This window comes from Caulobacter sp. GW821-FHT10A10, assembly GCF_059415745.1.
In genome coordinates this window covers 472,437-490,801 of the sequence record NZ_JBWKNV010000002.1, presented here as the reverse complement: position 1 = coordinate 490,801, position 18,365 = coordinate 472,437, and the positions used below count along the sequence as shown (strand labels likewise).

Sequence of the window (18,365 nt, the reverse complement as noted above, 5' to 3'; positions counted from 1 at the left end):
TCTGCAACGCTTCCCTGGCGCCCGGCAATCGCCACGCGCCCCCTGAACATCCCGGTCGGCGCCTACAGACGCCGACCGGGACCGCGTGGTCAAGCCACAAGCCTTCCGGCCCGGGCGGAACGACCGTCAGGCGAGGTACTGGCCGCCGTTCAACGACAGGGTGGCGCCGGTCACGAAGCCCGCCCGCTCGCCGGCCAGGAACGAGACCATGTCGGCGATCTCCTCGCCCTTGCCCAGGCGGCCGACGGGAATGCCGCCGATGATGCCGGCCAGCACCGTCTCGGGGACGGCGGCCACCATCTCGGTGTCGATATAGCCCGGGCAGATGACGTTGACGGTCACGCCCTTCTTGGCGTTCTCGAGCGCCAGGGCCTTGGTGAAGCCGATCAGGCCGGCCTTGGCGGCCGAATAGTTGGTCTGGCCGACCTGGCCCTTCTGGCCGTTGATCGAGCTGATGTTGACGATCCGGCCCCAGCCGCGCTCGCGCATGCCCTCGATCACCGGGCGGGTCATGTTGAAGGCCGAGTCCATGTTGACCCGGATCACTTCCGACCACTGCTCGTAGGTCATCTTGTGCAGGAAGCCGTCGCGGGTGATGCCGGCGTTGTTGACCAGCACGTCGACCGGGCCGAGCTCGGCGGTGACCTTGGCCACGGCCGCCTGGCAGTCTTCGAACGAGCCGACATTGCCCTTGACCACCATCACGCCCAGTTCCTTGGCGCAGGCCTCGGCGGCCGCCTCGTTGCCGGAATAACCGGCCGCGACCTTCAATCCGTCGGCCACCAGCCGCTCGCAGATCGCTCGACCGATGCCCCGCGTGCCGCCGGTCACGAACGCAACTCTAGCCATTCACCAGTCTCCTGCTGCCGTTACGTCATGGTTGCACGTGGTCGCGTCCGGAGCGCAAGCCCCGGACGCAGTTTGTCACGAAGACTTCTTCCGGGCTCAGACGGCTTCGACGCAGAGGGCCACGCCCATGCCGCCGCCGACGCACAGCGTGGCCAGGCCCTTCTTGCCGCCCGAGCGCTTCAGCTCGTGCACCAGGGTGGTGAGGATCCGCGCGCCCGAGGCGCCGATCGGGTGGCCGATGGCGATGGCGCCGCCGTTGACGTTGACCTTGGCCGGGTCGAGGCCCAGCTCCCGCACCACCGAGATCGACTGGGCGGCGAAGGCCTCGTTGCTCTCGACGAGGTCAAGGTCGCCGACGGTCCAGCCGGCCTTTTCCAGCGCCTTCTTGCTGGCCGGGATCGGGCCGGTGCCCATGATCTCGGGCTCGACGCCGGCGTTGGCCCACGAGACGATCCGGGCCAGCGGCTTGAGACCGCGCTTCTCGGCTTCCTCGGCCGTGGTCAGCACCAGGGCCGCGGCGCCGTCATTGAGGCCCGAGGCGTTGGCGGCGGTCACCGAGCCGTCCTTGGCGAAGGCCGGCTTCAGGCCCGAGATGCTCTCCAGGGTCACCCCATGGCGGATGTATTCGTCCTGGTCGACGACGGTGTCGCCCTTGCGGCCCTTGATGGTGACGCCGACGATCTCGTCGGCGAACTTGCCGGCCTTCTGGGCGGCCTCGGCCTTGTTCTGGCTGGCGACGGCGAACTTGTCCTGGTCCTCGCGGGTGATCTGCCAGCGGTTGGCGATGTTCTCGGCCGTCTGGCCCATGTGGTAGCCGTGGAAGGCGTCCCACAGGCCGTCCTTGATCATGGTGTCGACGAGGCCCAGGTCGCCCATCTTCTGGCCGGTGCGCAGGGCCTGGGCGTGCGGGGCCTGGCTCATGCTCTCCTGGCCTCCGACCACCACGATCTTGGCGTCGCCCGACAGGATCTGCTGGGCGCCCAGGGCCACCGCGCGCAGGCCCGAGCCGCACAGCTGGTTTAGGCTCCAGGCCGGGCTTTCCACCGGGACGCCGGCCTTGACCGAGGCCTGGCGGGCGGGGCCCTGGCCGGCGCCGGCCTGCAGCACCTGGCCCAGGATCACTTCATCGACGTCGGCCGGGGTCAGGCCCGCCCGCTCGACCGCGGCGACGATGGCGGTCTTGCCCAGCTCGGAGGCCGGCAGGCTGGACAGCGCGCCGAGGAAGGAGCCCACCGGCGTGCGAGCGGCGGAGACGATGACGATGTCGGTCATTGGCTTTCGTTTTCCCGTGACTGTTCGGTGACGCCTTCGCAGGTGCGGCGCCCACACTTTTGCAGTGCAACAGCACCATGCCGAAACGAACGGCGTTCGTCACGAATACATTTTCACGTCATGATGGCTATTCCAGCTATTCGCGGGACTGGCGCCATGCCTTTGCATTGGCGATAGTGCGATGCGAAAAGGCGGGCGACACCGCTGTCCCAGGGAACGAAATGTCCGAGAACCCCGAAAAAGGCGAAGCCGCCCCCGGCGCTGACAAAGCTGAAAAAGGGTCGGGCCAGCGCGTCGTCATCAAGAAGTACGCCAACCGCCGGCTCTACAACACCGCGTCCAGTTCCTACGTCACCCTCGAGCACCTGTCGGACATGGTGAAGGAGGGCGTCGACTTCGTCGTCTATGACGCCAAGTCCAATGACGACATCACCCGCTCGGTCCTGACCCAGATCATCTTCGAGGAAGAGAACCGCGGCGGCGGCCAGAACCTGCTGCCCATCCAGTTCCTGCGCCAGTTGATCGGCTTCTACGGCAACTCGATGCAGGCCTTCCTGCCCAGCTATCTGGAGATGTCGCTGGAAAGCTTCTCCAAGCAGCAGGAGCGCATGCGCCAGCAGTTCACCGGCCAGGGCCTGGCCGGCAAGGCCGCGGCGCCGGGCATGGCGATCTACGAAGAGCAGATCCGCCAGAACATGGCCCTGTTCGACCGGGCCATGAAGATGTTCTCGCCCTTCGCCTACAGCCGCCCGGAAGACGGCGCGGCCGCCGAGGCCCCGCCCGCCCCGCCGCCGCAGCCGGCCCCGTCCGCGCCCAGCGAGGACAGCCTGGCCGACCTCAAGCGCCAGCTGGAAGCGATGCAGGAGCAGATCGCCAAGCTGGCGACGAAGCCGTAAATCCTGAACGGGCGTCAACCATGCCGGCGCATTCGTTCTTAACGGACGCGCCGCTAGGGTTAGCTGTGATGAACGGTCCGATCGATCCCATCCGACGTGCGGCCAACGCACGCCGGGCGCTGCCGGCGCCCCGGGACTCCGACCGCCGCGAGGCGGACGGGGAAGACGTGACCTATGTCCGCGAGGAAGAGGAAACGCCGGCCCCGCCGCCGCCTCCGCGGCGCGGGGCCTTCGCGGCCTTCGCCGCCCACCTGATGGGCCAGCCCGGCCAGAAGCGCGGCCTGCGCGGTGGGCAGGAAGTGCTCGACAACGCCCGTTCGACCTATCTCGGCACGGAATATTCCGGCCCGGCCGACCGCCGTCCCAAGGCGGGCCTGATCAAGAAGACCGAGATCTAACCGCCTAGGGCGGCGAGCCTGGCTTCCAGCGCCGCCACCCTCGCTTCCAGTTCCGCGATGCGTCGCGCGGCCAGATCGGCGGGCGCGGCGTGGACCCCGATCCCGGCCCTTTGCGCAGCCTCCTCGCGCGAAACCCCCAGCATTTCGGCGAAAACGGCCACTTCGACGGGGCTCAGCTCGCGCTGGTCCTTGAACGCCAGGTCCAGCGCCTCCGCGCTCAGACCCGCCGCCGCGGCCAGGGCCGCCCGGTCGAGCCCGCGCTCGGCCAGCCGCGCGTCATACCACCCAGGGTCGAAAAACAACGTCATGTGGAATTGTTAGCGCCGAAGGCCGGCTTGGCGCCAGTCTTGCTAGGTCGAGCCCTGAATCTTTCCGCAGAGCGCGCCGACCTATGCTGACCATCCTGATCCGAGCCTTCGACGTCGCCGTCGTCACCCTGATCTTCACGGCCCTGACCTGACAACGTTTTCCTGACAACGCTTCCCTGCGACAAAAGCGCCGAGCGACGTTCATTCGCTTGATTGCCGGGGTCAGCGGGTTCAATTTCAGGACGTCGCGTTCACCCCCCACAACGCGACATGCGTACCGCCGGCCCGAGGTTGCCCCTAGTCCTCGGGCCGGTTCTACGTCCAGCCTCCAGCACATCGGCAGATTTTCGCTACCGCTCCACGGGAACGGCCGGCGGCTGAGCATTCGTCTTCAAGCCAATAAATGCCGCCTCCCTCGCCCTTGTGGCGAGGGTCCATGGCGGCCGCTGCTCAGACGGCGACTAAACTCGAAAGGTCTGAGCAGGCTGAACGATGGATCCTGGGCACAAGGCCCAGGAAAGCGATCGAGGGGCCGCGAGGGGCCGTGACTACGCCGCTTCCAGCAGCATCATCGTGCCCTGACCGCCGTCGGCGCAGATGCTGACGATCGCCTTCTCGCCCTTGCCGCGCGCGGCCAACTCCTTGGTCGCCTGGGACAGGATCCGCGCCCCGGTGGCCCCGAACGGGTGGCCGATCGCCAGGCTGCCGCCGGTGGGGTTCATCCGCTCGCGCGGGAAGGCCCCGAGGTCGGCGGTCACGCCCGCCTTCTCGGCCAGGAACTTTCTGCTCTCCCAGGCGGCGATGTGCGACAGCACCTGGGCCGCGAAGGCCTCGTGGATCTCCCACAGCCCGATGTCGCCCAGCGTCAGCCCGTTGCGCGCCAGCATGCGCGGCACGCCGTAGGCCGGGGCCATCAGCAGGCCCTCGTTCCTCAGGTCGATGGCGGTGACCTCGTAATCGAGGATCTTCACCCGCGGGGTGTGCTCAGGCAGACGGGCCAGGCCCGCCTCCGAGGCCACCCAGATGCTGGACGCGCCGTCGGTCAGGGGCGAGGAATTGCCGGCCGTCAGCGTGCCCTGGCCGCTTACCTTGTCGAAGGCCGGCTTCAGCTTGGCCAGCTTCTCCAGCGTGCTGTCCTTGCGCGGAATGGTGTCGCGCCGGGCCTCGCCGACGGGGATGACGAGATCGTCGAAGAAGCCGCTCTCCCAGGCGCGCACGGCGTTCTGGTGGCTGGCGAAGGCGATGGCGTCCTGGTCGGCGCGGGAGAGATTCCACTCCTTGGCGGTGATTTCGGTGTGCTCGCCCATGGACAGGCCCGTCGTGCGGTTGGCCACCTTGGGCACGTAGAGCCGCGCGTCGGCCGCCTTGAACGCCGACAGCACCGCCAGCCGCCCCTTCAGGTCGTGGGCCTGCTGGAAGCGGCGGATCCAATCCGACAGCCGCACCGAAAGCCCGATCTGCACCCGGCTCATCGCCTCGACCCCGCCGACCAGGGCCAGATCCCGGCCGCGCCCGTCGATCATGCCGGCCGCCTCGAGCACCCCGGCCATGCTGGTCGAGCAGGCCATGACGGTCGAGAAGGCCGGGATGGTCGGATCGGCCCCGGCGTCCAGCAGCACCTCGCGGGCGATGTTGCTCCAGGTCAGGTTGGGGATCACCGTGCCCCAGACGGCGAAGTCGGGCCGCGCGCCCTTCTCCAGCATGGCCTTCACCACGGGCACGGAGAGGTCGATGGCGTCATGGGCGGCCAGAGCCCCGTCCACCTTGGCGAAGGGGGTGCGCAGGCCGGCGGCGAGCCAGAGGTTGGAAGCGGTCATGAACGGCGTCCGTAAGAGGGTCTGTTACCGATAGATAGGCGCGCGCGGACCGCCGCGCTTGTCGAAATCCGCCGCCCTCACGAATAGCGCTCCTCGGCCCAGGGATCGCCGCGATTGTGGTAGCCGCGCTCCTCCCAGAAGCCCGGCCGGTCGGCGGCGACGAATTCGATCCGCTTCAGCCACTTGGCGCTTTTCCAGAAATAGAGATGCGGCGCGACCAGCCGCACCGGCCCGCCGTGCTCGGCCGCGATCGGCGCGCCCTCCCAGCCGTGGGCCAGCAGCACCCCGTCATGCAGGAAGTCTTCGAGGGTCAGGTTGGTGGTGTAGCCGTCATAGGAATGCAGCACCACGAACCGCGCCTCGTCCCGGGGCGCGACGGCCTCGGCCAGGTCGCGGGTCAGCACGCCCTGCCAGTGGTTGTCGTAGCGCGACCAGGTGGTGACGCAGTGGATGTCCGACACCGGCGCGCTCTGCGGCTGGGCCAGCAGAGCCTGGAAGTCCCAGGTGGCGGGGCGGGCCACCAGGCCGTCGATGCGCAGCCGCCAGTCGGCCGTCGGCAGGTCGGGCTTGAGGCCCAGGTCCAGCACCGGCCAGTCGCGGGTCAGGTGTTGGCCGGGCGGCAGGCGCTCGGCCTCGGGCCGCGCCGTATGGCCGGTCAGGAACTTGCCGGCCCTGGCCCAGGCTTCCTTGCTGCGGGTGAGCTTGCTGTCTTCCGGCGGCTGGTCGTCGTCCATCGGGGCCTCCTGGGCAAGGAGGCTAACGCGCGCGGCCGGCCCGCGGCTTGAAGAAACGCCTCAGCGGTCGCCAAAATCGACGTCGCGGCGGGCCGCCACGATGGTGACGATGAAGCCGGCCAGCACGTCCAGCAGCACCATCAGGGTGATCAGGAAGAACACCGAGGTGGCGAAGGCCGGCAGCAGCAGCAGTTGCACCAGGCAGACGATGAACAGCACCATCGACAGCGAGTGGTTGATGATCGCGATCTTGCGGCTGGTCGTCGACTTCAGAAGCTCGACGAACAGCACCACCAGCGAGGCGCCCAGCAGCAGGTCGCCCCAGCTGACGATCCAGTCGACCCGCGAGGCCATGTGGATACGGAACAGCTGCTCGCTGAAGCGGTAGCTGGCCGCGTCGGACGAAAAGCCGCCGCCGACGGTCAGGGCCAGCAGATTGTAGATCAGCACCGGCAGGGCCAGCAGCGGAAAGGCGGCGAACATTCGTGATCCCCTCGACGGTCGCCAGAGTTAACCGGTTTTCGGCCGCCGGTGAAGCTGGCGCCGCTTGGCGGGCGAGCGGCCCCTATGACCCCTCTTCCATAGGGAGAGGGAGGGGCCCGCCGCGAAGCGGTGGGAGGGTGAGGGGTTTCACCGTCGGCCGGCAAATCCCCTAAGCGTCCCGCCAAACCTATCAGAGTGTCGGCGCTCGCAAGGGCCGCGCCTCATCCGGTGAGATTGTAACCTCTCACCCTCCCACGCCTTTGGCGCGGGCCCCTCCCTCTCTCAAAGAGAGAGGGTTCATTCCCTACGCCTCGTCGACGCCCTGCGGATTGCGGGCCCGCGACTGCAGCCACATCACGCCGAAGAGGTCGCTGATCGAGGCCTTCAGGCGGCCGAAGTTGGTGTATTTCGACACCCCGGTCTCGCGGTGACGGTGGTTCACCGGCTGAAAGGCGATCTCGTAGCCCTCGCGCAGCATCAGCGCCGGGATGTAGCGGTGGATGTGATCGAAGTAGGGCAGGCGCAGGAAGGCCTCGCGGCGGAAGGCCTTCAGGCCGCAGCCGGTGTCGTTGGCGGTGTCCTTCAGCAGGCGCTTGCGCACGCCGTTGCCGAACTTGCTGGCGAAGCGCTTGGCGCTGCTGTCCTGGCGCTTGACCCGCTCGCCGCCCACCAGGGCCAGTTCGACCGGCGCGGCCTGCAGGGCCTTGGCCAGGCGCGGCGCGTCGGCCGGGTCGTTCTGGCCGTCGCCGTCCATGGTGACCACGATCGGGGCGCGGGCGGCCAGGATGCCGCTGCGGATCGAGCGGCTCTGGCCCGAGTTCTTGCGGTGGCCCAGCACGCGCAACTGCGGGATCTCGGCCTTCAGGGCGGTCAGCAGGGCCTTGGTGTCGTCGCGGCTGGCGTCGTCGACGAAGATCATCTCGTAGGACTCGCCGGCGAAGGCGGCCGCGATCTCGCGCGCCAGGGCCGGCGCCGCGCCGCCCTCGTCGAACACGGGCACGACGACGGAGAAATCAGGGATCGCGGCGGGATTGGAAGACGTCATGGCCGCTTTTACCGCAAAACTCGCGCCAGGAAAGGATCGTGCTATTCCATCGCTCATGAGCGCCAATACGAGCCCCAGCCCGACCGCCAGCATGAGCCTTGAATCCCGCCTCGACGCCTGGTCGCGCGGCTGGCGCGCGCCGGTCTTCGCCGCCCTGGTGGCCCTGATCGCCGGCCTGCCGGGCCTCTTCGCCATGCCGCCGCTGGATCGCGACGAGTCCCGCTTCACCCAGGCCACGGCCCAGATGCTGGAGACCGGCGACTATGTGAACATCCGGCTGCAGGACCAGCCCCGCAACAAGAAGCCGGTCGGCATCCACTGGCTGCAGGCCGCGGCGGTCTCGGCCGTCTCCGCGCCGGAAGATCGGGGGATCTGGGCCTACCGCATCCCCTCGCTGCTGGGCGCCATGCTGGCCGCCGCCGCCTGCGCCTGGGGCGCGGCCGCCTTCTTCGGCCCGCGCGAGAGCCTGCTGTCGGGCGCGATCCTGGGCGCGACCTTCCTGCTGTCGACCGAGGCCTTCATCGCCAAGACCGACGCCTCGCTGTGCGGCTTTACAACCTTGGCCATGGCTGGTCTGGCCAGGATCTACGCCGCGGGCCTGGCGGGCGAAAAGGCCGGCAAGGGTCCGAAACTGGCCTTCTGGATCGGCATGGCCATGGCCGCCCTGATCAAGGGTCCGGTCGGCCTGCTGGTCGTCATCTTCGCCATCCTCGCCCTGTGGGCTTGGGACCGGAAGGCCGGCTGGCTCAAGCAGCTGGGCTGGAGCTGGGGCCTGATCCTGTTCGCGGCCATCGTCCTGCCCTGGGCGACCATGATCACCGTCGCCACCGACGGCGCCTTCTGGGGCGCGGCGGTGGGCGGCGACCTCGCCCCCAAGCTGGCCGGCGGTCATGAGAGCCATAGCGGCAAGCCTGGCTACTACGCCCTGCTCTCGCCGCTGTTGCTGTTCCCGGTGACCCTGCTGCTGCCGGCGGCCCTCGTTCTGGGCTGGACCGGTCGCAAGGAGCCGGGCGTGCGCTTCGCCCTCTGCTGGCTGATCCCGACCTGGCTGATGTTCGAGATCCTGCCGACCAAGCTGGCGCACTACACCCTGCCCGCCTTCGGGGCCCTGGCCATGCTGATGGCCGCCGCCCTGCGCAAGCCGCTGGGTCTGGGCTCGCGGATCGTCGGCACCGTGCTGCTGGCCATCGCCGGCGTCGCCTTCGCCGCCGTCTGCATCGTGGCCTGGAAGCAGTACGCCGCGCCCTCGGCCCTGCCGCTGGCCATCCTCGCCGCCCTGCTGTTCGTCGCGGCCGCCGTCGCCGGCGGCTGGCTGATCCTGCGCGAGCGCAAGGCCGCCCTGGCCCTGGTCACGGCCGGGGCGCTGGGCATCCTGGCCCACGGCGCCATGGCCGGCCTGCTGGCCCCGCGCCTGGACTCGCTGTGGCTGTCGCAGCGCCTGGCCCGCGCCCTGGAGAAGGCGGATCTCGCCCCCCGCGCCGGCGCCCCCGGCCCGGTGGCGGTGACCGGCTATTCCGAGCCCAGCATGGTCTTCCAGCTGGGCACCACCACGCAGTTGACCGACGCCGAGGGCGCCGCAGACGCCGTCGACGAGGGCCGCCCGGCCGTGGTCGAGGGCCGCGAGGATGCGAAGTTCAAGGCCGCCCTGGCCGCGCTGGGCCACACCCCGCGCCCGGCCGGCGAGATCAAGGGTCTGAACTATTCCGACGGCGACGACGAGGTGCTGCGCATCTATCGCGGCGAGCCGCGTCGTCACGATGCGCCGGAAGACGCCGTGAGCGGCGCCGAAAGGGGTGTTGAAGTGGAGGCCCAGCCGTGAGCCGCTTCATCGAGATCGTCGAGGTCGGTCCCCGCGACGGCCTGCAGAACGAAAAGGCCATACTCTCGGTCGAGGAAAAGCTCGATCTGATCCGCCGCCTGGAAGCCGCCGGCGCCCGCCGCACCGAGGTGGTGTCGTTCGTCAACCCGAACCGCGTGCCGCAGATGGCCGGCGCCGAAGAGATCATGGACGCCATGGGCGGCCCCGATCCCAAGCGCTCGCGCATCGGCCTGGTGCTCAACATGCGCGGTTGGGAGCGCTGCGTCTCGACCGGCTGCGACGAGGCCAATGTCGTGGTCTGCGCCTCGGACGGCTTCGGCGTGAAGAACCAGGGCGCCACGGTCAACCAGCAGCTCGACACCCTGGCGGCGATCGTCGAGCGCCAGGCCATCGACGGCGGCCCGCCGATCACCGCCACCATCTCAGTGGCCTTCGGCTGCCCGTTCGATGGTGAAATCTCGGAAGACCAGGTCGTGGCCATCGCCCGCGAGGCGGCGGCCATGAACGTGCCCGAGATCGCCATCGCCGACACCATTGGCGTGGCGGATCCCTGGACCGTCCGCAGGCGCATCGAGGCCGTCCGCGCCGCGGCCCCCGACGCGCGCCTGCGCATGCACTTCCACGACACCCGCAACACGGGCCTGGCCAACGCCTTCGCCAGCGTCGAGGCCGGGATCGACGTGCTCGACGCCTCGGTCGGCGGCCTCGGCGGCTGCCCCTTCGCCCCGGCGGCGACGGGCAACATCGGCACCGAGGATCTGGTCTACATGCTGGAGCGGGCCGGGTTCGAGACGGGGTACGACCTTGGCGCCCTGATCGCCATCGGCCGCGACATCAGCGAACGCCTGGGCAAGGCGCCGGCCTCGTCGCTGGCAAGGGCGGGCGGGTTTCCCGCCTGATCCCTCTCCCCTTGCGGGAGAGGGTGGCCTCCCGAAGGGAGGTCGGGTGAGGGGTCGCACGTACAGAAACGCCGCGAAAGCCGATCAGCTGTCGCGGCGTCGGAGGTCTGAGAGACCCCTCATCCGTCGGCTATCGCCGACACCTTCTCCCGCAAGGGGAGAAGGACGTTAAGCCGCGAAGCGGCCCAGGTCCTGCTTGCTCTCGACCAGATCCAGCACGTCGCCCATGCGGAAACCCGGGTCCACCGGGTGCAGGGCGTCGTAGATCGAGCGGGCGAAGGCGAGGTCGGCCGGGGTCTTCACGCGCCAGTCGAGGCTGGACCAGTCGCGCACGGCCCGCAGGTGGGCCTGGCGGAAGCGGCCCGGCTGGTTGCGGATGGCGGCGGTCGGCGAGATGCGGGCCAGCGGGTCGCGCTCCTCGGCGGCGGCGGTGCGCAGGGTCTGGGCGGTGATGACCTCGACCTCCAGCCCGGCCGGATAGGTGCGGTGCACGCGGTTGGAGGCGTAGTCGGCGCCGGTGCTGAGGGCCAAGCGCACCGTCTGGTCGATCAGGCCCGGATCGACGAAGGGCGCGTCGCCCTTCAGCCGGACGATGTGGCTGACCGGGCCGGCGGCCTCGGCGCAGCGGGCGATGCGGTCGAGAATGTCGGCGCCCGCCCCGCGATGGACGGTGACGCCGCGCGACACCAGGAAACCGGCCAGCGCGTCGTCGGCGGCCTGGTCGCTGGTGGCGACGATGATCTTGGAAAGGGTGCGCGCCTCGCGGATCCGCTCCAGCTGGCGCAGGATCATCGGCTGTCCCTGGAGGGTAGCCATCGCCTTGCCGGGCAGACGGCTGGAGCCCATGCGGGCCTGCAGGACAGCGAGGATCATCGGCTTTGCCTCCCTTCGAGGCGTCTTCTCGGTTCTTTCTTGAACCTTGAGCTTCGAGTCGGGTCCGCCGCTAGGCGACCCAACGTCGCGGGTCGAGGGCCACCGGGTCGTCGATGGCCATCTCGTCCCAGTCGAGGTCCGGCGGCGGGCTGGAAGCAGCGGCGACGACGGCGGAAAGTTCGGCGGCCGAGGTCACGCCCACGATCACGGCCGAAGCCTCGGGGCGCGACAGGGCGAAACCCAGGGCGGCCTGCAGCGGGTCGGAACGGCCTTCGGCGATCATGCGGCGCACGCGCGACAGGCGGCCCGAGGCCCCCTTCAGCTGGGCCGGCACGCGGTCGGGCGGCAGGAACAGCAGGCCGTTGAGGAAGATCGAGCGCAGCTGCACCTCGATGCCCATGCCGGCGATGCGTTGCAGCGAGCCGTCGGCCAGCAGGCGCTGGTCGAGCAGGCTGGCCGGCGCCTGGATGATGTCGGGCTTGAAGCGGCGGGCCACGCCGACCGGATCGTCGGTGGCGTGGGCGGAAATGCCGATGTTGCGGAACAGGCCCTGCTCGCGCAGGCGGTGCAGGCGGTCCCACATGGCCGGGCCATGGGCGCCGAACAGTTCCGACGGCGATTGCACGATGATGGCGTCGGCGCGTTCCAGGCCCATGCGGCGCAGCGAGGCGCGGGCCTCGGCCTCGACGAAGTCGGGACCGCGGTCGGCGCGGGCGGCCGCCAGGGTGACGCGGCACGACACCGGACGCGGGATCAGGTCGCCGAGCACCGACTCCGAGCGGCCGTAGACGCCCGAGACGTCCAGCACCGACAGGCGAGCGCGCGCGGCGATGTTCAGGATGTCACGCGCCTCGACCTCGGGGGAACGCGAACGCGGCGACGCGTTCATGCCGTCCAGTCCGAACTGGGCGGCGGCGAGACCGAGCTTGGAGACGGTGAGCGACATGAAAATCCGCGTCGGGTGAGCACCAATGTCGGGCAGCGTACGCGCCAAGGTTTGAAGAAGGCGTTTCTGGAAACTTGCCGAGGGGTTAAGATCGGGCCGATGGACCTTACCGATCCCGCCGCCCTTTCCGGCTCCGAATGGCCCATGCACGGCCTGGCCGACGACATCCGGCCCGCCCTTGAAAAGGCCCTGGCGGAAGGTCCCGCGGTCCTGGCCACAATCATCGCCCTGGAGGGCGGCGGGCCGCGCCCGGTCGGCACGCAGATGCTTTTCGCGCAAGGTTTTGCGAGCGGCTTCCTGTCGGGCGGCTGCATCGAGGGCGACGTCGAGATCCACGCCCGCGCGGTGCTGGAAACCGGCGCGTCCCGGCGCCTGGTCTATGGCGAGGGCAGCCCCTGGCCGGACATCCGCCTGCTGTGCGGCGCCCGCATCGAAATCCTTGTCGAGCGGATCGACGTCGACGATGTCGCCGTGCGCGACCTTTTGACTCACGCAACCGAAAGGCGGCCGGCGGTCTGGTTCAGCGACGGGACGCGGCGCCTCTCTGCGCCAAAAGAGTCGGCGCCGGCCCCTTGGCCCGGCGCCTTCGGCCGGGGGTTCTATCCCGTGCCGAGACTGGTGGTGATGGGCGGTGATCCGACCGCCCTGGCCCTGGCGAGCCTCGGCGCCCAGGCCGGGTTCGAGACCACCCTGGTCCGTCCCAAGGGACCGCTGGAGCCCCCGCCCCTGGCCGGCGTCGCCTACAGCCGCGCCGCACCCGGCGAGGCCCTGGCCGCGATCGGCCTGGATCCCTGGACGGCGGTGGCGGTGTGCAGCCACGACATGGTCCTGGACCACGAGGCCCTGCTGGCCGCCCTGCCCTCGCCGGCGCCTTATGTCGGCCTGCTGGGCGCGCGACGGCGGCTGGCCGAACGGATCGCGGCGTTGCGGGCCGACGGTTTGACGGAGCGCGACCTGGCCAAGCTGCGCGCGCCGATCGGCCTCGATCTCGGCGGCAAGGCCCCGTTCGAGGTGGCGATCGCGGTGATCGGCGAGATCATCGCCTCGCGCCATGGCCAGCCGGCGCTGGAGCGGCGGGCGCACGCCGAAACGCTTTCAACATAGCCGTCATCCCGGCCGGAGCGCGCAGCGCGGAGAGCCGGGACCCAGGGGCGAGCGACGAAGCGCCGGCCGCCTCAAGGGCGCCAGCCTTGCCACCGAGCCCAGTCTCCTGGGTCCCGGCTCTACGCTTTGCTTCGGCCGGGATGACGAACTTTGGAGCCCGGGAGAAGGATCAACCCTTCCAATCCCCCGACTTCCCACCGGTCTTCTCGAGCAGCCGCACGGCTTCGATGACCATGCCCTTCTCGGCGGCCTTGAGCATGTCGTAGATCGTCAGGCAGGCCACCGACACCGCCGTCAGGGCCTCCATCTCGACCCCGGTCGGACCGGTGGTCTTGACGCGAGCGGTAACGGAAAGCCCGCCCTCGCCCGGCTCGACCTCGACCACCACCTTCGACAGCGCCAGCGGGTGGCACAGGGGGATCAGATCGGACGTCTTCTTGGCGGCCATCACCCCGGCCAGCTCCGCCACGGCGCGGACGTCGCCCTTGCGGCCGGTCCCGGAGACGGCCAGCGCAAGGGTCTCGGGGCTCATCCGCACGAAGCCCGTCGCCACCGCCTCGCGCGCGGTCGAGGCCTTGTCGGAGACGTCGACCATGCGGGCCCGGCCCTGGTCGTCGATGTGGGTCAGCTTGCTCACTTTTCCAAAAGCCCTAACGTTCCAGAAGCCGGGGCATCAGCTCGACCATGTTGCAGGGCTTGTGGCGGCTGTCGAGCTGCGGGCCGATGACCTTGTCCCAGCCGTCCTTCACCGCCCCGTTCGAGCCGGGCAGGCAGAACACGAACACCCCGTCGATCAGCCCGGCCGTGGCCCGCGACTGCAGGGTCGAGAGCCCCACCGTGGCGTAGGACACCAGGTGGAACACCACGGCGAACCCGTCGATGACCTTGTCGAACAGCGGCTGCAGCGCCTCGACCGTCACGTCACGGCCCGTCAGGCCCGTGCCGCCGGTGGAAACCACCGCATCGACCTGCCCGCTGGCGATCCAGCCGCGCACGGTGGCGCGGATCTTCTCGATGTCGTCGCGCACCACCGCCCGGCCGGCGAACTCGTGGCCGGCGGCCTTGACCCGCTCGATCAGGATGTCGCCCGAGGTGTCGGTGCTTTCGTCGCGGGTGTCGGAGACGGTGAGGATCGCCACCCGCACCGGCTTGAACGGCAGCTCCGGCTTGATCCCGCCGCCCGGGGTGAGGCCTGACATGCGATCTCTCCGCTTCTTTGCTTGCCGCGCGACGGGCGCCGAAACCGCTGACACTTTCGGCTGTCGCGCTTTGGCTTAATCCCAACGCTCGGCGTCGGTCCTATCCTGCGCCGTCGGCTCGATCCAGCGGGCGCCGCCTCGGCCATGCTCCTTCTTCCAGAACGGCGCCCGGCTCTTGAGCCAGTCCATCAGGAAGTCGCACGCCTCGAAGGCGGCCCGGCGATGCCGCGACGCCGTCGCCACGAACACCACCGCCTCGCCCGGCGCGATCCGGCCAACCCGGTGAACGATCCGCCAGTCCTGCAAATCGAACCGTCCGGCCGCCTCGACCGCGAAGGCCGCGATCGCGCTTTCGGTGAAGCCCGGATAGGCCTCCAGCTCCAGGATCGACGCGGCCCCGCCCTCGGCGCGGGCCAGACCGACGAAGCTGGCCACCGCGCCTGTCTCGTCGCGGCCCTTGCAGAATTCGGTCAGCAGCGCCCCGGGCTCGAACGGCGCCTCGGTGAGGGTGATCATCCGCCGCTCATCGGCGGCAGGAAGGCGACCTCGGTCGAAGCGGCCAGCGCCGCCTCGCCACGCACCAGGGCCTTGTCGACGGCTACCTGCACGCCGGGGCCGGCGAGAGCCTCGGCGAGACCCGCGTCATCATTGGCGATGGAGGAGCGCAAGGCGGAAAGGCTCGCCGCCTCGACCTCGCGCTCGCGCCAGCCGGCCTGGTCGGCCAGGCGCCCGAACAACAGCACGCGGGCCATCCCTAGCCTCCGGTCGTCGACATGTGGCGGGCCACGGCCGGCCTGGGCGCATCGACATGGAAGTCGTGGCCCTTGGGCTTGGAGCCGATCGCCGCGTGGATGGCCGCCACCAGTTCGCCGTCGGTGGCCCCGCCGCGCAGCACGGCCCGCAGGTCGCTGGCGTCGTCGCGGCCAAGGCAGGTGTGCAGGGTGCCGGTGCAGGTCAGGCGCACCCGATTGCAGGAGTCGCAGAAATTGTGGCTCAGCGGGGTGATGAAGCCCAGGCGACCGCCGGTCTCCTCGACCTTGGCGTAGCGGGCCGGACCGCCGGTCGCATAGGCCTGGTCGGTCAGGGTCCAGTAGGACGACAGCTCGCGCCGGACGTCCCGCAGCGACAGGAACTGGTCGGTGCGGTCCTCGTCGATCTCGCCCAGGGGCATGGTCTCGATCAGGGTCATGTCGCAGCCGCGCGCATGGGCCCACTGGATCAGGGCCGGCAGTTCGGCGGCGTTGTCGCGCTTCAGCGCCACGGCGTTGATCTTGACCTGGAGGCCGGCGGCCAGGGCCGCGTCGATCCCGCCGATCACCTTGGCCACGTCGCCGCCGCGCGTCAGGCGGCGAAAGAGGTCGGGCTTGAGCGTATCGAGCGAGACGTTGATCCGCTTCACCCCCGCCGACGCCAGACGCTCGGCGTGCTGGGCCAGCTGGGTGCCGTTGGTGGTCAGGGTCAGTTCGTCCAGCGCGCCGGTCTTCAGGTGGCGCGACAGGCTTTCGACCAGCTCCATGATCCCCTTGCGCACCAGCGGCTCGCCGCCGGTCAGCCGAACTTTACGCACGCCCAGGCCGACGAAGGTCGAGGCCAGGCGGTCCAGCTCCTCCAGCGTCAGAACCTCCGCCTTGGGCAGGAAGGTCATGTGCTCGGCCATGCAGTAGACGCAGCGCAGGTCGCAGCGATCGGTCACCGACACGCGCAGATAGCTCACCGCCCGGCCAAAGCCGTCGATCAGGCGAGGGGTGTCGTCAGGGGACGTCATATCCGCGATAGAATAGGCGTCTCAGAGCCTGGCGGAAAGGGAACTGATGCGGCTGGAGGCGATCGTGCTGGCGGCGGGGGCGGCGTCGCGGTTCGGCGGCGGCAAGCTGCTGGCCGATTATCGCGGCCGGCCGCTGCTGGATCACGCGCTGGACACGGCCCTGGCCGCGCCGGCGCGCGGGGTCACGGTCGTGCTGCGCCCCGGCGATGCGGCCGCCCTGGCTTTGGTCGAGACCCGGGCCGAGCCCCGCCTGCGACCCTTGGCCGCGCCCGAGGCTGACGAGGGCCTGGGCGCCTCGTTGCGCACGGCGATCCTGGCCCTTCCGGCCGACGCCGAGGCCGCGCTGGTGCTGCTGGGCGACATGCCGCGCGTACCACACGACCTGGCGGCCGACCTGGTTCAGGCCCTGACCGCCGGCGTCGGGATCGCCGCCCCCGTCCACACCGGTCGTCGCGGCCACCCGGTGCTGTTCGCCCGCCGCTGGTTCAAGGACCTGGCCGCCCTGGCCGGCGATCGCGGCGCGCAGGGGGTGCTGATCAAGGCAGGCGACGCCATCGCCCTGGTCGAGACCGACGATCCCGGCGTTCTGTTCGACGTCGATCGGCGCGAGGACCTGGAGCGGTAGAGGCTCCTACCCCTCCATCGCCTCGTACCGCCGCACCTCGCGCCAGTGCAGCCAGACGCCCAGCGCCAGGGTGAGCAGGATGGCGTAGCTCCAGAGCGCCAGGCTCATCATGTAGGTGTTGATGGTCACACGCAGGTCGATCAGCACCGCCACGTGCGAGGCCAGGGCGACCAGCTGGAACGCCGAGATCGCCACGGTCCACAGCAGGCGCGAGCGGATCGACTCCCAGATGAAGATCAGCGCCGCCACGGCGTCGACGATCATCACCCCGACGTCGGGATTGATGCGGTTGTGGCGGAACATCACCAGCGAGGCGGCCCAGCCGGCCAGCAGGGTGACGGCGATCCGCTTCTCCGACGGTCCGCCGCGCCAGAAGGCCAGGCCGCAGATCGCCAGGGTCAGGAAAAGATAGAGATAAGCCGACACCGTACGCCCCCCTTCACCGCTCCAGGTTGACGCAAGTCCGGCCCGGATCAAAGCGTGATCCGAGCCGGAGCTTTACGCCTTGGATATCGGCGACCGCCTGCTCGGCGGACGGAAGCCTAGAGCGCTCCAGGGTTAGGTGTAAGCGGCTAACCCGCCCGGGCGCGCTCCAAGTGTTTGATTCTAGAGCCTGCTGATCAGGTTTAGATGGTTCCATCTAAACCTGGCAGGCTCTAGTGCCGCGTCTTTTCGCCGTCGCAGAGGATCCTGCGGATCTCGTCGACGACGCGCACCGCGCCATCGGCGTCGTCCGCCGCCTCCATGTCGACGAGCCGCCGCAGCAGCACCGTCAGCACACGCTGCTGGGTCGGACACAGGGACCGAATACACCGCCCGAACTCGGCGGCCTCTTCGATGGCCGGATCCATAATCGCCAGGACCGCGCTCATGCCGCGCCCTCCATTAGAACTTCGCGCATACCAGTGACGATCAGGCGGCCCGACCGCCGTCGACGGCGCGCAGGCCCGAGGTGCGCGGCGTGTCGCCGCCCTCGACTTTGCCCAGGTCGCCCAGCGCCAGGGCGCCGCAGCCGATCTGCGAGCGGACTTCCGCCAGATCGCCGTGCGCCTTCACGATGGTGCGGCGGGCCGACAGGATGTGGGTCAGGGTGACGCCCAGGGTCTCCAGGGCTTCCTGGCCGATCACGGCCGACAGCTGTGCGTCCATCCGCAGCGTGGGCAGCAGGCCCATCAGCTCGGCGGTTTCACGCACGGCCGCGTCGATCGCGGCTTCGGCTTGTTTCAGTTTTTCGGCCCCGGCACGGGCTGCGTCGCTGCGCTTCATGCAAGACTCTCCCACTCGCGCGGGCGCCCCCCGCACGTTCAAAGGCTTGGATTGTTGGAAACTCGGT

General features: G+C 69.7%; 23 protein-coding genes. 6 read left to right on the top strand and 17 right to left on the bottom strand.

Translation table 11 applies throughout. The annotated features are described in order from the left end of the window. Nucleotides 1–126: 126 nt before the first annotated feature. Nucleotides 127–849, bottom strand: coding sequence for a beta-ketoacyl-ACP reductase (locus AC07NS_RS07155; protein ID WP_101711310.1), 723 nt, complete (start codon nt 847–849; stop codon nt 127–129). Between the two features lie 96 nt (nt 850–945). After that, the gene (locus AC07NS_RS07150; RefSeq protein ID WP_494602445.1) at nt 946–2,121 is read right to left on the bottom strand and encodes an acetyl-CoA C-acetyltransferase; all 1,176 of its coding nucleotides are present in this window, start codon (nt 2,119–2,121) and stop codon (nt 946–948) included. Nucleotides 2,122–2,342: 221 nt separating this feature from the next. Here AC07NS_RS07150 and phaR point away from each other — a divergent pair, with 221 nt between their 5' ends. Beyond that, complete coding sequence (gene phaR, locus AC07NS_RS07145; protein WP_494602443.1) at nt 2,343–3,017, top strand: polyhydroxyalkanoate synthesis repressor PhaR; 675 nt, start codon at nt 2,343–2,345, stop codon at nt 3,015–3,017. A gap of 68 nt (nt 3,018–3,085) precedes the next feature. After that, nucleotides 3,086–3,415: a hypothetical protein gene (locus AC07NS_RS07140; RefSeq protein WP_494602441.1), complete on the top strand. Its 330-nt coding sequence runs from the start codon at nt 3,086–3,088 to the stop codon at nt 3,413–3,415. Here the strand turns inward: AC07NS_RS07140 and AC07NS_RS07135 are convergent. The 5 genes from AC07NS_RS07135 to AC07NS_RS07115 all read right to left on the bottom strand — a co-directional run bounded on the left by AC07NS_RS07135 (nt 3,412) and on the right by AC07NS_RS07115 (nt 7,802). Continuing rightward, on the bottom strand, nt 3,412–3,723 hold the full coding sequence (locus tag AC07NS_RS07135) for a DNA-binding protein (RefSeq protein ID WP_494602440.1): 312 nt from the start codon (nt 3,721–3,723) through the stop codon (nt 3,412–3,414). The two genes, AC07NS_RS07140 and AC07NS_RS07135, sit on opposite strands and share 4 nt — an antisense overlap. 548 nt (nt 3,724–4,271) lie before the next feature. Further along, a complete protein-coding gene (locus AC07NS_RS07130; RefSeq protein ID WP_494602439.1) occupies nt 4,272–5,540 on the bottom strand; it encodes an acetyl-CoA C-acyltransferase in 1,269 nt (422 codons plus the stop codon). 77 nt (nt 5,541–5,617) lie between these two features. Continuing rightward, complete coding sequence (locus tag AC07NS_RS07125; protein ID WP_494602437.1) at nt 5,618–6,274, bottom strand: sulfite oxidase-like oxidoreductase; 657 nt, start codon at nt 6,272–6,274, stop codon at nt 5,618–5,620. Nucleotides 6,275–6,334: 60 nt separating this feature from the next. Then, complete coding sequence (locus AC07NS_RS07120) at nt 6,335–6,757, bottom strand: hypothetical protein (protein ID WP_198576748.1); 423 nt, start codon at nt 6,755–6,757, stop codon at nt 6,335–6,337. A gap of 304 nt (nt 6,758–7,061) precedes the next feature. Next, the gene (locus AC07NS_RS07115) at nt 7,062–7,802 is read right to left on the bottom strand and encodes a glycosyltransferase family 2 protein (RefSeq protein WP_494602436.1); all 741 of its coding nucleotides are present in this window, start codon (nt 7,800–7,802) and stop codon (nt 7,062–7,064) included. Between the two features lie 91 nt (nt 7,803–7,893). Between AC07NS_RS07115 and AC07NS_RS07110 the strand changes: the two genes are divergently transcribed. Both AC07NS_RS07110 and AC07NS_RS07105 read left to right on the top strand, forming a co-directional pair. After that, nucleotides 7,894–9,621 (top strand): ArnT family glycosyltransferase, encoded by a 1,728-nt coding sequence (locus tag AC07NS_RS07110; RefSeq protein ID WP_494602435.1) that lies wholly within the window; start codon nt 7,894–7,896, stop codon nt 9,619–9,621. Then, complete coding sequence (locus AC07NS_RS07105) at nt 9,618–10,520, top strand: hydroxymethylglutaryl-CoA lyase (RefSeq protein WP_494602434.1); 903 nt, start codon at nt 9,618–9,620, stop codon at nt 10,518–10,520. Before AC07NS_RS07110 ends, AC07NS_RS07105 begins: the two co-directional genes overlap by 4 nt. Before the next feature lie 168 nt (nt 10,521–10,688). On the opposite strand, the gene AC07NS_RS07100 is transcribed toward AC07NS_RS07105, so the two are convergent. After that, nucleotides 10,689–11,393, bottom strand: coding sequence for a glycosyltransferase family protein (locus AC07NS_RS07100; protein WP_494602433.1), 705 nt, complete (start codon nt 11,391–11,393; stop codon nt 10,689–10,691). Between the two features lie 70 nt (nt 11,394–11,463). Further along, the gene (locus tag AC07NS_RS07095; protein ID WP_494602432.1) at nt 11,464–12,339 is read right to left on the bottom strand and encodes a bifunctional regulator KidO; all 876 of its coding nucleotides are present in this window, start codon (nt 12,337–12,339) and stop codon (nt 11,464–11,466) included. A 99-nt stretch (nt 12,340–12,438) separates the two neighbouring features. Between AC07NS_RS07095 and AC07NS_RS07090 the strand changes: the two genes are divergently transcribed. Continuing rightward, entirely contained in the window at nt 12,439–13,443 is a 1,005-nt protein-coding gene (locus AC07NS_RS07090; RefSeq protein ID WP_494602431.1) for an XdhC family protein, read from the top strand. A 169-nt stretch (nt 13,444–13,612) separates the two neighbouring features. Here the strand turns inward: AC07NS_RS07090 and moaC are convergent, their stop codons facing one another. From moaC to moaA, 5 genes are all read right to left on the bottom strand, one after another. Next, a complete protein-coding gene (moaC, locus tag AC07NS_RS07085; protein ID WP_494602430.1) occupies nt 13,613–14,080 on the bottom strand; it encodes a cyclic pyranopterin monophosphate synthase MoaC in 468 nt (155 codons plus the stop codon). A 13-nt stretch (nt 14,081–14,093) separates the two neighbouring features. Beyond that, nucleotides 14,094–14,642 carry a molybdenum cofactor biosynthesis protein B gene (moaB, locus tag AC07NS_RS07080; RefSeq protein ID WP_494602429.1) on the bottom strand — a complete coding sequence of 183 codons (549 nt, stop codon included), beginning with the start codon at nt 14,640–14,642 and terminating at the stop codon, nt 14,094–14,096. Nucleotides 14,643–14,717: 75 nt separating this feature from the next. After that, a complete protein-coding gene (locus tag AC07NS_RS07075) occupies nt 14,718–15,158 on the bottom strand; it encodes a molybdenum cofactor biosynthesis protein MoaE (RefSeq protein ID WP_494602427.1) in 441 nt (146 codons plus the stop codon). Then, nucleotides 15,155–15,394 (bottom strand): MoaD/ThiS family protein, encoded by a 240-nt coding sequence (locus AC07NS_RS07070; protein ID WP_494602425.1) that lies wholly within the window; start codon nt 15,392–15,394, stop codon nt 15,155–15,157. Before AC07NS_RS07070 ends, AC07NS_RS07075 begins: the two co-directional genes overlap by 4 nt. A 2-nt stretch (nt 15,395–15,396) precedes the next feature. After that, a complete protein-coding gene (gene moaA, locus AC07NS_RS07065) occupies nt 15,397–16,407 on the bottom strand; it encodes a GTP 3',8-cyclase MoaA (RefSeq protein ID WP_494602424.1) in 1,011 nt (336 codons plus the stop codon). Nucleotides 16,408–16,453: 46 nt separating this feature from the next. On the opposite strand from moaA, the gene AC07NS_RS07060 reads away from it, so the two are divergent. After that, a complete protein-coding gene (locus AC07NS_RS07060; protein WP_494602423.1) occupies nt 16,454–17,032 on the top strand; it encodes a nucleotidyltransferase family protein in 579 nt (192 codons plus the stop codon). Between the two features lie 6 nt (nt 17,033–17,038). Here AC07NS_RS07060 and AC07NS_RS07055 read toward each other — a convergent pair whose 3' ends face one another. The 3 genes from AC07NS_RS07055 to AC07NS_RS07045 form a co-directional block, all read right to left on the bottom strand. Continuing rightward, on the bottom strand, nt 17,039–17,458 hold the full coding sequence (locus tag AC07NS_RS07055) for a hypothetical protein (protein ID WP_494602422.1): 420 nt from the start codon (nt 17,456–17,458) through the stop codon (nt 17,039–17,041). A gap of 230 nt (nt 17,459–17,688) precedes the next feature. Further along, nucleotides 17,689–17,904, bottom strand: a complete 216-nt coding sequence (locus AC07NS_RS07050) for a hypothetical protein (RefSeq protein ID WP_110120927.1) — start codon at nt 17,902–17,904, stop codon at nt 17,689–17,691. 40 nt (nt 17,905–17,944) lie between these two features. After that, a complete protein-coding gene (locus AC07NS_RS07045; protein ID WP_487290080.1) occupies nt 17,945–18,298 on the bottom strand; it encodes a hypothetical protein in 354 nt (117 codons plus the stop codon). Nucleotides 18,299–18,365: the final 67 nt, after the last annotated feature.

What these genes read in the sequence shown, in the direction of transcription:
- AC07NS_RS07155 (WP_101711310.1), bottom strand. Translation starts at nt 849, where the DNA reads ATGGCTAGAGTTGCGTTCGTGACCGGCGGCACGCGGGGCATCGGTCGA.
- AC07NS_RS07150 (WP_494602445.1), bottom strand. Translation starts at nt 2,121, where the DNA reads ATGACCGACATCGTCATCGTCTCCGCCGCTCGCACGCCGGTGGGCTCC.
- phaR (WP_494602443.1), top strand. Translation starts at nt 2,343, where the DNA reads ATGTCCGAGAACCCCGAAAAAGGCGAAGCCGCCCCCGGCGCTGACAAA.
- AC07NS_RS07140 (WP_494602441.1), top strand. Translation starts at nt 3,086, where the DNA reads ATGAACGGTCCGATCGATCCCATCCGACGTGCGGCCAACGCACGCCGG.
- AC07NS_RS07135 (WP_494602440.1), bottom strand. Translation starts at nt 3,723, where the DNA reads ATGACGTTGTTTTTCGACCCTGGGTGGTATGACGCGCGGCTGGCCGAG.
- AC07NS_RS07130 (WP_494602439.1), bottom strand. Translation starts at nt 5,540, where the DNA reads ATGACCGCTTCCAACCTCTGGCTCGCCGCCGGCCTGCGCACCCCCTTC.
- AC07NS_RS07125 (WP_494602437.1), bottom strand. Translation starts at nt 6,274, where the DNA reads ATGGACGACGACCAGCCGCCGGAAGACAGCAAGCTCACCCGCAGCAAG.
- AC07NS_RS07120 (WP_198576748.1), bottom strand. Translation starts at nt 6,757, where the DNA reads ATGTTCGCCGCCTTTCCGCTGCTGGCCCTGCCGGTGCTGATCTACAAT.
- AC07NS_RS07115 (WP_494602436.1), bottom strand. Translation starts at nt 7,802, where the DNA reads ATGACGTCTTCCAATCCCGCCGCGATCCCTGATTTCTCCGTCGTCGTG.
- AC07NS_RS07110 (WP_494602435.1), top strand. Translation starts at nt 7,894, where the DNA reads ATGAGCCTTGAATCCCGCCTCGACGCCTGGTCGCGCGGCTGGCGCGCG.
- AC07NS_RS07100 (WP_494602433.1), bottom strand. Translation starts at nt 11,393, where the DNA reads ATGATCCTCGCTGTCCTGCAGGCCCGCATGGGCTCCAGCCGTCTGCCC.
- AC07NS_RS07095 (WP_494602432.1), bottom strand. Translation starts at nt 12,339, where the DNA reads ATGTCGCTCACCGTCTCCAAGCTCGGTCTCGCCGCCGCCCAGTTCGGA.
- AC07NS_RS07090 (WP_494602431.1), top strand. Translation starts at nt 12,439, where the DNA reads ATGGACCTTACCGATCCCGCCGCCCTTTCCGGCTCCGAATGGCCCATG.
- moaB (WP_494602429.1), bottom strand. Translation starts at nt 14,642, where the DNA reads ATGTCAGGCCTCACCCCGGGCGGCGGGATCAAGCCGGAGCTGCCGTTC.
- AC07NS_RS07075 (WP_494602427.1), bottom strand. Translation starts at nt 15,158, where the DNA reads ATGATCACCCTCACCGAGGCGCCGTTCGAGCCCGGGGCGCTGCTGACC.
- AC07NS_RS07070 (WP_494602425.1), bottom strand. Translation starts at nt 15,394, where the DNA reads ATGGCCCGCGTGCTGTTGTTCGGGCGCCTGGCCGACCAGGCCGGCTGG.
- moaA (WP_494602424.1), bottom strand. Translation starts at nt 16,407, where the DNA reads ATGACGTCCCCTGACGACACCCCTCGCCTGATCGACGGCTTTGGCCGG.
- AC07NS_RS07060 (WP_494602423.1), top strand. Translation starts at nt 16,454, where the DNA reads ATGCGGCTGGAGGCGATCGTGCTGGCGGCGGGGGCGGCGTCGCGGTTC.
- AC07NS_RS07050 (WP_110120927.1), bottom strand. Translation starts at nt 17,904, where the DNA reads ATGAGCGCGGTCCTGGCGATTATGGATCCGGCCATCGAAGAGGCCGCC.
- AC07NS_RS07045 (WP_487290080.1), bottom strand. Translation starts at nt 18,298, where the DNA reads ATGAAGCGCAGCGACGCAGCCCGTGCCGGGGCCGAAAAACTGAAACAA.